This is a genomic window from Gaoshiqia sp. US2, assembly GCF_059705485.1.
On sequence record NZ_AP048550.1, the window covers coordinates 3014150 to 3027636 of the forward strand.

At 44.4% G+C, this 13487-nt stretch carries 17 protein-coding genes; 11 read left to right on the forward strand and 6 right to left on the reverse strand.

What is annotated here, in order from left to right; all coding sequences use genetic code 11:
- The first annotated feature begins 115 nt into the window (after positions 1-115).
- Together tsaD and AC6H3C_RS12020 are read left to right on the forward strand one after the other, a co-directional pair.
- A complete protein-coding gene (gene tsaD / locus AC6H3C_RS12015; protein WP_497521086.1) occupies positions 116-1153 on the forward strand; it encodes a tRNA (adenosine(37)-N6)-threonylcarbamoyltransferase complex transferase subunit TsaD in 1038 nt (345 codons plus the stop codon).
- A gap of 207 nt (positions 1154-1360) precedes the next feature.
- On the forward strand, positions 1361-2332 hold the full coding sequence (locus AC6H3C_RS12020) for a CobW family GTP-binding protein (RefSeq protein ID WP_497521088.1): 972 nt from the start codon (positions 1361-1363) through the stop codon (positions 2330-2332).
- Here AC6H3C_RS12020 and AC6H3C_RS12025 read toward each other — a convergent pair.
- Genes AC6H3C_RS12025 through AC6H3C_RS12035 form a run of 3 tightly spaced genes read right to left on the reverse strand, consistent with a single transcriptional unit; the run spans position 2329 to position 4014 of the window.
- Positions 2329-3027 (reverse strand): LrgB family protein, encoded by a 699-nt coding sequence (locus AC6H3C_RS12025; RefSeq protein ID WP_497521090.1) that lies wholly within the window; start codon positions 3025-3027, stop codon positions 2329-2331. The genes AC6H3C_RS12020 and AC6H3C_RS12025 overlap by 4 nt on opposite strands.
- Positions 3008-3376, reverse strand: a complete 369-nt coding sequence (locus tag AC6H3C_RS12030) for a CidA/LrgA family protein (protein ID WP_497521092.1) — start codon at positions 3374-3376, stop codon at positions 3008-3010. Before AC6H3C_RS12030 ends, AC6H3C_RS12025 begins: the two co-directional genes overlap by 20 nt.
- Positions 3377-3420: 44 nt before the next feature.
- Positions 3421-4014, reverse strand: coding sequence for a beta-phosphoglucomutase family hydrolase (locus AC6H3C_RS12035; RefSeq protein ID WP_497521094.1), 594 nt, complete (start codon positions 4012-4014; stop codon positions 3421-3423).
- Between the two features lie 228 nt (positions 4015-4242).
- Between AC6H3C_RS12035 and rpsF the strand changes: the two genes are divergently transcribed.
- Genes rpsF through rplI form a run of 3 tightly spaced genes read left to right on the forward strand, consistent with a single transcriptional unit; the run spans position 4243 to position 5331 of the window.
- Positions 4243-4596 (forward strand): 30S ribosomal protein S6, encoded by a 354-nt coding sequence (rpsF, locus tag AC6H3C_RS12040; RefSeq protein WP_423127343.1) that lies wholly within the window; start codon positions 4243-4245, stop codon positions 4594-4596.
- 3 nt (positions 4597-4599) lie between these two features.
- Positions 4600-4869, forward strand: a complete 270-nt coding sequence (rpsR, locus tag AC6H3C_RS12045; RefSeq protein ID WP_282590340.1) for a 30S ribosomal protein S18 — start codon at positions 4600-4602, stop codon at positions 4867-4869.
- A gap of 15 nt (positions 4870-4884) precedes the next feature.
- Entirely contained in the window at positions 4885-5331 is a 447-nt protein-coding gene (rplI, locus tag AC6H3C_RS12050; protein ID WP_497521097.1) for a 50S ribosomal protein L9, read from the forward strand.
- 97 nt (positions 5332-5428) lie between these two features.
- Here rplI and AC6H3C_RS12055 read toward each other — a convergent pair whose 3' ends face one another.
- On the reverse strand, positions 5429-5977 hold the full coding sequence (locus tag AC6H3C_RS12055; RefSeq protein WP_497521098.1) for a hypothetical protein: 549 nt from the start codon (positions 5975-5977) through the stop codon (positions 5429-5431).
- A 192-nt stretch (positions 5978-6169) separates the two neighbouring features.
- Complete coding sequence (locus AC6H3C_RS12060) at positions 6170-6676, reverse strand: thioredoxin family protein (protein WP_497521099.1); 507 nt, start codon at positions 6674-6676, stop codon at positions 6170-6172.
- Between the two features lie 177 nt (positions 6677-6853).
- Between AC6H3C_RS12060 and AC6H3C_RS12065 the strand changes: the two genes are divergently transcribed.
- The 3 genes from AC6H3C_RS12065 to dinB all read left to right on the forward strand — a co-directional run bounded on the left by AC6H3C_RS12065 (position 6854) and on the right by dinB (position 10085).
- Positions 6854-7540, forward strand: a complete 687-nt coding sequence (locus AC6H3C_RS12065; protein ID WP_497521101.1) for a NigD1/NigD2 family lipoprotein — start codon at positions 6854-6856, stop codon at positions 7538-7540.
- 159 nt (positions 7541-7699) lie between these two features.
- A complete protein-coding gene (locus AC6H3C_RS12070; RefSeq protein ID WP_497521102.1) occupies positions 7700-8902 on the forward strand; it encodes an anaerobic sulfatase maturase in 1203 nt (400 codons plus the stop codon).
- A gap of 109 nt (positions 8903-9011) precedes the next feature.
- The gene (gene dinB / locus AC6H3C_RS12075) at positions 9012-10085 is read left to right on the forward strand and encodes a DNA polymerase IV (protein ID WP_497521104.1); all 1074 of its coding nucleotides are present in this window, start codon (positions 9012-9014) and stop codon (positions 10083-10085) included.
- An 18-nt stretch (positions 10086-10103) separates the two neighbouring features.
- Here dinB and AC6H3C_RS12080 read toward each other — a convergent pair whose 3' ends face one another.
- The gene (locus AC6H3C_RS12080) at positions 10104-11132 is read right to left on the reverse strand and encodes a LacI family DNA-binding transcriptional regulator (protein ID WP_497521106.1); all 1029 of its coding nucleotides are present in this window, start codon (positions 11130-11132) and stop codon (positions 10104-10106) included.
- A gap of 132 nt (positions 11133-11264) precedes the next feature.
- On the opposite strand from AC6H3C_RS12080, the gene kduI reads away from it, so the two are divergent.
- Genes kduI through AC6H3C_RS12095 form a run of 3 tightly spaced genes read left to right on the forward strand, consistent with a single transcriptional unit; the run spans position 11265 to position 13487 of the window.
- Positions 11265-12107 carry a 5-dehydro-4-deoxy-D-glucuronate isomerase gene (gene kduI / locus AC6H3C_RS12085; protein ID WP_497521108.1) on the forward strand — a complete coding sequence of 281 codons (843 nt, stop codon included), beginning with the start codon at positions 11265-11267 and terminating at the stop codon, positions 12105-12107.
- A 52-nt stretch (positions 12108-12159) separates the two neighbouring features.
- Positions 12160-12954 (forward strand): gluconate 5-dehydrogenase, encoded by a 795-nt coding sequence (locus AC6H3C_RS12090; RefSeq protein ID WP_497521109.1) that lies wholly within the window; start codon positions 12160-12162, stop codon positions 12952-12954.
- A gap of 11 nt (positions 12955-12965) precedes the next feature.
- The gene (locus AC6H3C_RS12095) at positions 12966-13487 is read left to right on the forward strand and encodes a DUF4861 family protein (protein ID WP_497521110.1); all 522 of its coding nucleotides are present in this window, start codon (positions 12966-12968) and stop codon (positions 13485-13487) included.

The window sequence follows — 13487 nt, forward strand, 5'->3', positions numbered from 1 at the left end:
TTGAATGATTTTTTAATATTTTTGCCTTCCTGTATTTAAAGCAAAATAAACTAAATTCGATGGATTTCGTTAGGTGTACTTGTGAAATATATTTAAAAATTGCAACGAAAAATTAATGGGACAAATACAAGATATTACAATTTTGGGGATTGAATCTTCCTGCGATGATACATCGGCTTCGGTGATCCGGAACGGTTACCTGCTATCGAACATCATTGCCAGCCAAAAAGTCCATGAAGCCTACGGCGGGGTGGTGCCCGAATTGGCTTCGAGAGCACATCAGCAAAACATTGTGCCAGTGGTTGATCAGGCCATGAAACAGGCAGGCGTTAAGCGCGGCGAAATTACGGCCGTTGCATTTACGCGGGGTCCGGGCTTACTGGGGTCGTTACTGGTCGGCACATCGTTTGCCAAGGGATTTGCTTTGGCCTCGGGCATCCCGATGATCGATATTAATCATTTGCAGGGGCATGTTCTGGCGCACTTTATCCGGGAAAAGGATGTTGAATTCCGGGAACCGGAATTTCCGCATTTGTGCCTGTTGGTGAGCGGAGGAAATTCGCAGATCATCCTGGTGAAAGATTACCTGGAAATGGAGGTGATCGGCCAAACCATTGATGATGCTGCCGGCGAGGCGTTCGACAAATGTGCCAAAGTGATGGGCATGCCCTATCCCGGCGGACCCATGATTGACCGGTTGGCCAAAGAAGGAAATGCCGGGGCATTTCAGTTTGCCAAACCGCGGATAAATGAGCTCGATTACAGTTTTAGCGGATTAAAAACCAGCTTCTTGTATTTTCTGCGCGACCGTTTGCAGGAGAATGAAAACTTTATTGAAGAGAATAAGCCTGATTTATGCGCCTCGCTGCAAAAAACCATCATCGATATTTTAATGGACAAACTGGTGAAAGCGGCCAAACAGACAGGTATTCGCGAAATAACGGTGGCAGGAGGAGTCTCGGCCAATTCGGGACTGCAAAATGCCTTGCGCGCCGAGGCGCAAAAGCGACGGTGGAACCTGTTCATTCCTAAATTTGCCTTTACGATGGACAATGCAGCCATGATTGCCATTACCGGTTACTACAAATACCAGAAACGCGAGTTTATCGGGCAGGATGCGATACCTTTCGCCCGGATGAATATCAACGAATGAGCCTGGGGATTGGTTGGTGATTGGTCATTGGATGCCAGGAGCTTGGAACTTGCGGCTCGCAAGTAAAACCGCAACTGAACACTGCTACTTACTTCTGCCTCCTTACTCACGACTCGCTACTCGCGGCTTGGAGCCGTTAAAAAGTACCTGAGCAGCTACGTGCCAAAGTAAAAGGCGATTTTTATTTTTTTATTCGGAATCTTTAAGGTGAAAGAGCAAGCAAAAATACCTGTTATTTTAGTTACCGGTTTCTTAGGGGCCGGGAAAACGACTTTCATCAACGGGCTGATTAAAGCACATCCGCATGTGAAGCTGGCCCTGGTTGAAAATGAATTTGGGATGGCCTCCATCGATCCGGAGCTGATTGTGGGGATGCGTTCTGAGAATATTTTCGATTTAAGTAACGGTTGTATTTGTTGCAGTATTTCGAACGAGTTTTCGCTTACACTGCTCGATTTGGCTGAAAAAGCAGGCGAAATTGACTATTTGCTGATCGAAACAACCGGAGTCGCCGATTTGTCGAATATCATCCGTCCGTTTTATGGCGATGAGGATCTGAAGAAACGTTTTCAATTGCTAGGCAGCATTTGCCTGGTGGATGCCCTGAATATCGATGAACAGCTAAACGGGCACGAGCAGCACATGCAGGTGATCCTGAGCGATTTGCTGCTGATGAACAAAACGGCCGGGCTGGATGAACGACATTTGACGGAAGTTGAAAGACGATTAACCGCATTTAATTCTTCGGCAACTATTTTTCGCGCTAATTTTTCCAAACTTGAAGGCTTTCATTTGGAAGATTTTGCAGAGAAAAATCAACTACGGATGGAACAAAAACTGGCTGCTCCTCAGCTATTCCCGGTGATTGAGTCAAAAAAGTTCACCACCTTCACCCATCAGTTTCATGGCGACCTTGATCTGGATCGTTTTCAATACTGGTTTAACTATTTTGTTGCCATCAATCAATTGCAGATTTACCGGATAAAAGGTGTTTTATTTCCCAAAAATTCACCCGATAAAGTAATTGTTCAGGCGGTGGGCGGCGCTGTTTCCTACACCTCTGGTTCGTTAATCTTACCTTCGGAAACGCATCTAAATACCCTCGTGTTTATCGGGAAGCAAATGGACCATACGCGAATTGCCGATGAACTGGATCGTTATTTAAACCAGGTGGATTAATACCATTGAAAATACTGGAGCAGGATAACCAATACGACGGTGGTCAATGCGGCAAGTCCGATCGCCAAACTGCTCATGGCGCCCTCCGTTTCGCCCATTTCTATCGCTTTGGTGGTACACAGGGCATGTGCCGAGGTTCCTAGACCAATTCCTTTGGCAACCGGATGAACAATACGCAGCAGCTTGTAAACCAGCGGAGCAACCAGGGCGCCCAATATACCGGTAATAATAATCGACAGGATCACAATGCCTTCCGTAGCTCCAAGTAAATCGCTTAACCCGATACCAATGGGCGTAGTTACGCTGTGGGGCAGGAGCGAACGTTCGAGTAACTCATTCAGCCCCAGCCAACGGCAAAGCACGATCACCGACACAATCGCCGAAATCACTCCTGAAAGGATACCGCCCATGATGGAATATTTATGAGACATCAGTAATTTTCGTTGACGGTATAGCGGTAACGCCAGGACCACGGTAACCGGTCCCAGAAAAGCATGAATAACGCTGCCGCCTTTCATGTAATTCTCAAAAGAAATGTCAGTCAGACTTAAAATGAGGATGATGAGCGCGATGGACAACAACAAGGGGTTGATCCAGTTTCTCCGCGTTCGGTTTCGCAAAAAGGCAATGCCGTAAAAACAGGCAACCGACAGAAGGATGCCAAAAAGGTGGGTGTCAGTTAGTTTTTCGATCATGTTTTTTTCCGGATTTGATGAGTAACTGGGTAACCAGGCTGGTTACTGTTAAAACAATCAACGTGGAGAGGATAATGACCGAAATGGTCTCAGCATAACTGCCTTCAACGGCCTGGTAGGAAACCATTATGCCGACACCTGCCGGAATAAAAAAGAAACCCATGTTGTTCAGAAAAAAATCGGCCGTTTCGGCAATGTGTTCCTCCTTTAACAGTCCGGTTAAAAGTAAAACCAACAGCAGAATCATGCCGGTGATACTCCCCGGGACGGGCAAACGGAGCAGTGAACTCAAGAATTCACCACCAAAATTTAGTCCCAGAATGATCAGCATTTGTTTAAATATTCTCATTCCCTGCAAGATTCGACTGTGTGATCATCCATGTAAACTGCTTATTAATTACCGTATGTAAAGGGGCGGACGTCAATCAGGTACATCCCGGCTGTTTTCGCGGCCTGCATGCCCAAGACGCCATCTTCGAGCACCTGGCAATTTTGAGGAGCAACACCAATCAAATCGGCACATTTAAGAAAAGTTTCGGGTTCGGGTTTGTGGTTGCTGACGTCGTCAGCCGTGACGATGGCGTCGAAATAGCGGGTCAGGTTCAGTTTTTCGAGCTGAACCATGGCGCTGCGACGGCTGGCGCCTGTTCCAATGGCCAATGGAATTTTACCATGATATTTGTACACCAGGTCAACAACCGGCAGGTGAGGCTTCAGCAAATCGGCGCAACTCCAGAATATTTCCTGTTTCATGCGAACCATTTCTTCCGGGTCAACTCCTTCGAGCCGGTTGTCTGCGATGATCCGTTCGGCGAAACGGATCGTTGGCATGCCGGTCAGTTCGTCCACCATCTTCTCGTCAAAGCGGCAGTTAAAGTGGGCGCATACTTTGTGCCAGGTAGCGATGTGTACCGGAAGCGAATCCGATAAGGTTCCGTCCAGGTCGAATATCAGCGCTTCCGCGTCAGGGTGTTTATCCAATATCATTTCGTAGATTTTGTGCTGCAAAAATAGCAAACAATTGTATTCGCCGGCAGTTCGCCATCCGCGGTTGGCCGAAACGGGCAAATTCTTAAAATTGAGTTAGGATTAACTGCTCTGACCTGAAACTGCGAAAAAGCAGTAAAAGACTTTGCACAGAAATAAAATATTCCTAATTTTGCGCGACCTAAAATATAGGTGTAAATTTTTAATGTTTAATAAATTAGATGTTTTATGAAAAACCAGTATGAAACCGTTTTCATTGCAACTCCCGTTTTATCTGAAGCCCAGATAAAGGAAGCGGTAAGTAAATTCAGAGACATCATCACCGGGAACGGTGGCGAAATTGTCAATGAAGAGGACTGGGGATTGCGTAAATTGGCTTATCCCATTCAGAAAAAAAGCACCGGTTTTTATCATTTGTTTGAGTTCAAAGCTGAACCTGAATTCATCCAGACGTTAGAAATCCAGTATCGTCGTGACGAACGCATTATTCGTTTTCTGACTTTTAAGTTGGATAAATATGCGGTCGAATACAGTGAGAAAAGAAAAAATAATTTGAAAGCTAAAACTGAAAAGGAGAACTAAGCTATGGCAAGTAATCAAGGTGAAATCAGATACCTGACCCCCCCGTCGGTTGAAATCAAAAAGAAAAAGTACTGCCGCTTTAAAAAGAACAAGATTAAGTTCGTGGACTACAAAGATCCGGAATTTCTGAAAAAGTTCCTGAACGAACAAGGTCGTATTCTTCCGCGCCGGATCACCGGTACATCGCTGAAGTATCAGCGTAAAGTGGCTAAAGCGGTTAAAAGAGCCCGTCATTTGGCCTTGCTGCCCTTCGTAACAGATATGTTGAAATAAGTAAAAGAAAAGAAAATGGAAATTATTTTATTGCAAGATATTCAAAATTTGGGGAGCAAAGATGACATCGTCAAAGTAAAAGATGGTTACGGACGTAACTTTCTGATTCCTCAAAAAATGGCTATTGTGGCCAATTCGTCTACCAAAAAAGTGTTGGCTGAAAATATCAGACAACGCGCTCATAAAGAGGCTAAACTGAAAGATGCCGCTTTGGCGCTTGCCGCAAAACTCGAAGGTCAGGGCGTTGTGATTGGTGCAAAAACCAGTTCTTCGGGTAAAATTTTCGGTTCTGTGAATACCATCCAGTTAGCTGAAGCTATCGGTAAACTTGGTTTTGAAATTGACCGGAAACAAATCCGTATTGCCGAAGACAGCATCAAGGCCGTTGGTAAATACACAGCCAAAATTAAACTTCACAGAGAAGTTATTGTTGACTTCGATTTCGAAGTGGTTTCAGAGTAATTTTATATCTACACACACAGGTTCAAACGTTTTTTCAAACAAATAAAAAGCCGTCAGCTTCACACACTGACGGCTTTTCTTATTACTGGTTGACGGTTTATTCTGCTTCAACGATCTTTTTTACATCGGCGTGAAACCGGAGTAATTCATTTTTATAGACCTGGAAATATTGGTCGAGCAAGTCTATCATACGATTTATAAATGAGCTCAGTTCATTTTCATCATCAACTTGGGTTAGCTGGTCTAAAAATTCCCAGCGTTTGTGCTCAAACCAATTTTCATCCTTCAGGATTCGACGTTTTCCGTATTTCAGGTAATAATACAAATAAACATCCAACGCATGCCTGACGGTTTTTTCTTCCATCAGTTTTTTCAATCCTCCTGAATAGGCGCGCAGCACAAACCAATACCGGTTCAGGTTATCAGCGTATTCGACCAGAAATTTGAGATTATTTAATTTGATGTAGAAATTATAGAATTGGCTGCTGTCGATATATTGCTGCAGTTCATCCATAATTTCAGGCACATAAATCAGGAACTCGTTAATAAAAATATTTTTTCCCCTTAACGGAGTTTCTCCTTTCTTATTTACCGCTTTAAATAAGGACTTGTTGTAATGCCGTACAAAACTTTCTGCTGCAGCCATATTCCCTTGATTGTGAACATGCAATTTAAGCCAAGCCGGAATATTTTTCAATAAGGATTATCCCGTATTTATTAAACCGTCTGTTCTGCTTATCGTTCGGGTCGTTCTGACTATCAAACCCATTGTTTTACGCGATGGATTCGCAAAAAATCAACCACAATCTGGCTAATTTTACTGTTTTTCCGGTGTATGCTACTCCTTACTTAGCAGAAATTTGTTGATGTTTTCGATAAACATCGTTTTCGTTTCATCTTTGGTGCGGGCGATCCCGGACGTCATGACCGGTTTCCCCTTAACCGGGATATACAGAAAGGCCGGAATGCTTTGGATGCCAAATACGCCTGCGAGTTCGCGTTCTTTTTGCGTATCAATTTTATAAACTTTCACCTGGCCTGCAAATTCGTGCGAAATTTCTTCCAAAATCGGGGAGGCTGTACGACATGGACCGCACCAGTCGGCATAAAAATCGATAATCGCAGGTTCTTTGCCTAAAAACTTCCACTCATTCGGCGATTCATTGTAATTCCAGACTTCTTTTATAAATTGGTCTTTGGTAATTAGAATGGTTCCGCCTTTTTCGTTGGCGTTTTTCGAAACTGTTGTCGTTGGATCAGGATCCGGACTTGTTTGTCCGTTTCCGGCTGCACATGCCTGAAAACTGACGGCTGCGAGCGTAAAAACAAATAGTAGCTTTTTCATATTTCAATCTCAATAATTATTTATTTCCGGCTTAATTCGGTATTTATGCCATAAAAATATAAATATATAGATATATCTAAAAATAAATGTCAATTATTGTGCCATTTTTTTTTCATCAATAACGCAACCATTTTTGTCATTTCTCACTCTTTGGTATAAACACTAAAAAGAAGGACTATGGAACGATTTTTAAGATTTGGCTTGATCAGTCTGATTGCCATTAGTTTATTTAGCTGCGACCTGGATGATGATGACCATTATTCACTTGGAAAATTCTGGATTGGTTTTGGCTTGATTGAACCTGAAGACACTGACGGGACAAGTTTTACCATAAAAATGGATAATGGTTCTGAGCTTTTTCCTGTAAACTGGAGCCATGTTCACGACTGGGAAGATTATGACCGTGTTTTGGTTAATTATACCATTTTAGGCGACAAGCTGGTGAATGATGAAGTTAAGCAATACTACGTAAAAATCAATTCATTAAAGGACATTTTATACAAGGGGATACTGGATATAACGCCAGCCATAGAAGACAGTATCGGTAACGATCCGATTAAGGTTGAAGATGTATGGAAAACGAACCACATGTTGACTTTCGAACTTGTTTTTTACGGAAATGTAAAGACCCATTTTATCAATTTGGTTAAAGAACCCGGTGAGCTGACAGGCGATGATCAGCCGATAGCGCTTGAATTAAGGCATAATGACAACGGTGATGATCCAAGGTACAGAATGACTGCATTTGTGACATTCGATATGTCTGCTATTCAAATCGAAGGTCAGGATACCGCGGCTTATGTCATTACCTGCAAGGATTACAATAATCAAACATTTACTTATGAAGGGGTTTATCGTTATTGATTGAAGTCATCATCACGTGAAAAAAGACACCTGTTCCCGCCAAAGAGCAGGTGTCTTTTCATTTTCATTGCAGTGTTTTCAGGCATACATCCGATTACAGTTTGAGACTTTCGATCGTTTTAGTATGTTTGTGGCTGACTATTCGTAGAACTTTCGGAGATGGCAAAGAAAATAAAACCTCTTAATTCTGTGTTAATCAAGCCTTCAGGGCCTGATTGTAATTTAAACTGTACCTATTGTTTTTACCTCGAGAAATCGGTCTTGTTCGACCAAACGAGAACGCACCGGATGAGCGCCGAAGTGCAGGAGGAGACCATCAGGCAGGTGATGCAGCAATCGGGCGAAAACGTTTCGCTGGCCTGGCAGGGTGGCGAACCCACCTTGATGGGGCTGGAGTTTTATCAACGGGCTGTTGAACTGGAAATGAAGTACGGTCATGGTCAGATGGTGGGGAATGGATTGCAAACCAATGGCCTTTTGCTGAATCGCGACTGGGCTAAATTTCTGAAAAAATACGATTGGCTGGTAGGCCTTTCGCTTGACGGGCCGAAGTTTATTCATGATCGCTACCGCTTCGACCAGGGAGGAAAAGGAACGCACCAGCGCGTGGAAGACCATGCCAAAATGTTGCTGGACGAAGGTGTGGCCGCCAATGCGATGTGTTGTGTGACCAGTCATTCCGTGAAACACCCCGAAGAGTTGTATCATTATTACAAAGACTTGGGATTGACCTTCATGCAGTTTATCCCGATTGTGGAAACCGATAAGAATGACCCGACAAAAGCAGCTGATTTCTCGGTTTCGGCAGAGGATTACGGGCTATTTCTGAATAAATTGTTCGACTTGTGGCTGGCAGATTTTAAAGACGGGCAGCCCACCACCTCAATTCGTCATTTCGAGTCGGTTTTTTATACCTATGTTGGTTTGGAGGCGCCTGAATGTACCCTGATGAAAGAATGTGGGCCTTACGTGGTAATCGAACACAACGGGAATGTATATAGCTGCGATTTTTTTGTGGAACCCAAGTGGAAGTTGGGCAATATCATGCACGACCGGATCATCAATATGCTAAACTCAAAAAAACAAACCGTATTTGGCCAAGCCAAAGCGTTGCTGCCCCGCGAATGCCGTCAGTGTTCGTGGCTGACCAAATGTTACGGCGGTTGTACGAAAGACCGGATAAAAGATCCGCGCGATAATCGCAAACCGCGTTTTTGCACTACTTATAAGATGTTTTTTAAACATGCCGATCCGGTGTTGTCCGATCTGGCGGTACAATGGCAGCAGCAACAGCACGATTTAAGAGATGCTCAGCAAAACCGGGGAAACTATAATGCGTTTTCCGATTTCGTGAAAAAATAACGCGGACGATAGAATCGTGGATTTCTGATTCGCAGTTTCAGCGTTTCAAGAAAGCGATGAATATTGACAGAACAACGGAGCGATTCGGTGTTGGAGGGCCAGGAAAAAAATGGATACGGCGGTACGAAAGATTATACATGTCGACATGGATGCTTTTTTTGCTTCGGTGGAGCAACGCGACAACCCTTCGTTACGGGGGAAACCGGTTGTTGTCGGAGGCGATCATGTGCGGGGAGTTATCGCGGCAGCCAGTTACGAAGCGCGCAAATTTGGCGTCCGCTCGGCTATGTCGTCCATTTTGGCCAAGCGAAAATGTCCGAACCTGATTTTTGTGAAAGGCAATTTTGAAAAATACAAAGCCGTAAGCCGACAAATCCGCGATATTTTTTACGAGTACACCGATTTGGTTGAACCCTTGTCGCTGGACGAAGCTTTTCTGGATGTAACCCTGGCAAAAAAAGGGAAGCCTTCGGCCACGCTCATCGCCAAAGAAATAAAAAATCGGATTAAGGAAACGACCGGTCTCACGGCTTCTGCCGGTGTTTCGTATTGTAAATTCCTGGCTAAGGTGGCCTCCGATATCAACAAGCCGGATGGTTTATACGTCATTACCCCCGATCAGGCCGAAGCATTTCTCGAGACGCTGGATATCCATAAATTTTTTGGGATTGGCAGGGTGACAGCCGAAAAGCTGAATAAACAAGGTATTTATACCGGGGCCGACCTTAAAAAAATGGATCAGGCCGATTTGTCGCGTCAGTTTGGGAAGTCGGGCAATTATTATTACCAGATCGTGCGCGGAATTGATCCCCGTCCGGTTGTGCCAAGCCGGGAGCGAAAATCGCTTGGCGCAGAGTATACGTTTAGCAACGATTATTTTACACTGGATGAACTGACCGAGCGGATGCAGGAGGTTGAGGATGAATTGTGGCGTCGTATGTCAAAGTCAAAGGTCTGGGGCCGTACGCTGACCTTAAAAATCAAATTTGCCGATTTTGAACAGATTACCCGGAGTAAAACATTGCCGGAGCCGATTGAAGAACAAGCTATCCTGCATCGCATTGGCCTGGAACTGCTGGAAAACGAAGCGCCTTTTGTGAAAGGAGTGCGACTACTCGGCCTCACGGTTTCCAATTTTCCGCATAGCGAAAAGGGGCCTGTTCAACTGACACTCGATTTTTGAGAAAAAAACAAAAACCGCTTAGCGCTTCCGTAAGGATGACTCCCTGATAACCAGCTCGGTAGGCATGGCAATCGTTTGATATTTCTTTGATTTGTTTTTTGCGTCAATTTCTTCGATCAATAATTCCGCGGCCTTCACACCCATTTCAAAAGCCGGTTGCTTCAGGGTGGAGATGGAAGGGGTGACCACTTCTGAGAAAGGTTCATTGCTGAACCCGATGATCCCGAATTCCTCCGGTATTTTCATTCCAATCTTTTTCAGGTAAACAATCATACTCAGGGCAGAGGTGTCGTTTCCGCAGAAAACGGCATCAGGCGGGTGGGGAAGGGCCAACAGTTGCTTAATGGCTTCCTGTCCGTCCATCCGGGTCAACCGGTTGCAGATGATCAGTTCGTCATGAACAGGAAGATTGTTCGTCCTGAGCGCCGATATATAACCTTCCATCCGCTCTCGGTAAGTATTCAACACGGTAGGACCGGCTAAATGGGCAATCCGTTGATACCCCTGGTCAATCAGGTGTTGCGTGGCCGTAAAACCAACTGAAAAATCATCCACCACTATTTTATGGGCATCCAGTTCGGGCACAACCCGGTCAAAAAATACCAGTGGAATATTTTTATTGGTAAATAATTGAAAATGATCAAATTCATCGGTTTGCATGCTGAGCGATGCAATCAGCCCGTCAACCCGGTTCGAGAAAAGAGAATGCACAATTTTCTTTTCTTTTTCCAATAGATCGTTTGATTGGGAGATGATTACGTTGTAACCTTTTGCAAAAGCAACATCTTCAACTCCCGTGATAAATGTTGAAAAGAAATGACGATTGATCAGCGGGACTACGATGCCAATGGTATTGGTTTTCCGGTTTCTCAGGTTCGATGCGATGGTATTGGGTTGATAACCCATTTGCAACGCAAGCGTTTTGATTTTATCTTTCGTGGCCTGACTGATTCGTGGGTTATCGTTTAATGCCCGGGATACAGTGGATGCTGAAATTTTTAATTCGCGGGCAATATCGTGTATCGTGATTGATGCTTTGTTATCCATTCCTTGTGAAAATATGTGCAAATATGACAATAAATTTTGATTTTTTGCTAAATTACAAATTTATGCGCAATCGATTGTATTTATTTGTTTTTAATTCTATATTTGCATAACAGATCAATAAAATATAAAACTATGGCAATCACTTTTGATGAACGTTTTGCTTATAATCCGGAAGATTTTAAGCAGTATGATACGCAACGAATCAGGAAAGAATTTTTAGTCGAGAAATTGATGGAAGAAGATCATATCCATCTGGTTTATTCGCATATTGAACGATATATTGTTGGCGGGGCAGTGCCGGTGGCAGCTCCTCTGAAACTTGAAGCTGTTGATGCCCTGAAAGCGGAATATTTTTGTCAGCGACGCGAACTGGGCATAATTAACGTGGGAGGGAAAGGTTCGGTTACGGTTGACGGAACGGAGTATCTGATCGATTTTAAAGATGCCCTGTACATTGGCCGCGGCAAAAAGGAAATCATTTTCACTTCGGCTGATGCTTCAAAACCTGCCCGTTTTTACCTGAACTCCGCTCCGGCCCACAAAGAACTTCCGGTAAAACACGTAACCCTGAAAGATGCCAACGTGCTGCACATGGGATCGCTGGAAACTTCGAATGAACGAAACATTAATCAGTTGCTGATTAACACGGTTGTCGAAACCTGCCAGCTGCAAATGGGGATGACCGAACTGAAACCCGGGAGCGTTTGGAACACCATGCCCGCTCATACGCACAGCCGGCGCAACGAAGTGTATTTCTATTTCAATATTCCCGAAGGTCAGGCTGTTTGTCATTTTATGGGGCAACCAACCGAAACCCGTCACATCTGGATGGCCAATGAACAGGCCGTTATTTCCCCAAGCTGGTCAATTCATTCGGCTGCCGGAACCAGCAATTATATTTTTATCTGGGGAATGGCCGGCGAAAATCTCGACTACACCGATATGGATACGATCAAACCTTTTGAATTAAGGTAACAACCGCTTCGGAAAAATATCATTTGATTGGATAAAATTTAAAAATACGTTTATGAATGAATTGTTTGATTTGACAGGAAAAGTGGCTCTGATTACCGGTGGAACACACGGAATTGGCATGGCGATCGGTAAAGTATTGGGTAAAGCCGGCGCTAAAATTTGTGTGAATGATCTGTCGGGAGAAAAACTGGAAGCCTGTCGCGACGACTATAAAAAAGAAGGCATTGATGTATTTGCATTGAAATTTGATGTCACCGACGAAGCCGATGTCGACCGCGGTATTTCTGAAATTGAGAAAGCAGTAGGGACCATCGATATTTTGGTAAACAATGCCGGCATCATCAAACGCATTCCGATCCTGGATATGCCGATCAGCGATTTTAAACAAGTGATCGATGTTGACCTGGTGGCGCCGTTAATCGTTTCTAAACGTGTTGCCCCGGGGATGATTGCTAAACGCTCGGGGAAAATCATTAACATGTGCTCCATGATGAGCATTTACGGTCGTAACTCCGTCTCAGCCTATGCCTCCGCCAAAGGCGGGCTCAAATTGCTAACTGCCAATATGTGCTGTGAATGGGCCAAATATAACCTGCAAATCAATGGAATTGGCCCGGGGTACATTGCTACGTCGCAAACGGCGCCGATCCGCGAAAACGGGCATCCGTTCAACGACCTGGTGATGACCCGTACCCCTGCCGGACGTTGGGGAGAGGCTGAAGATGTAGGTAACGCGGCCTTGTTTTTGGCATCAAAAGCCAGCGATTTTGTTAACGGACATATTTTGTTTGTTGACGGAGGGATCCTGGCGAACTTTGGCTATGTGAAGGGAGAAAACGATCTTTAATAGCACAGGAGATGAAATTAAAGATACTACCGCTCGTTGGAATTGCACTGCTATCCCTGGCTTGCAGTCAGGAAAAGCAACTGGTGCTGACCAATCCGCTTAATCAGGCCAGATTCGATGAAGTCATTGTGCTTGACCGTGCAGTCATTGAAGCTTCGTTCTCACCGGTGGATGCATCGATGGTCCCGGTGGTAAAAAACGGCGAATCGCTTCTTCCTTCCCAGGTGGATGACCTGGATGGAGACGGCGAATGGGATGAGTTGGTGTTTGTGGTCGATTTTCGGGCAAATGAAGAACTGAAGCTGACTGTTGATTTTGTTCAGCCAACAGCATATCCCGAGTTTGAAAAACGGACCAACCTGCGCCTTGGAATCGACCAGGGAGATCATACATATAAAGAAGTGGATTATTACCTGGCGCCAGACAATAAGGAGGGCTTTAAAATTATTGCACAGGGCGAAAGTGTTGGCTGGGAAAACGACAAGATGGGATTTCGTTGTTATTTTGATGTGCGCAATGTTAAAGATACGTGA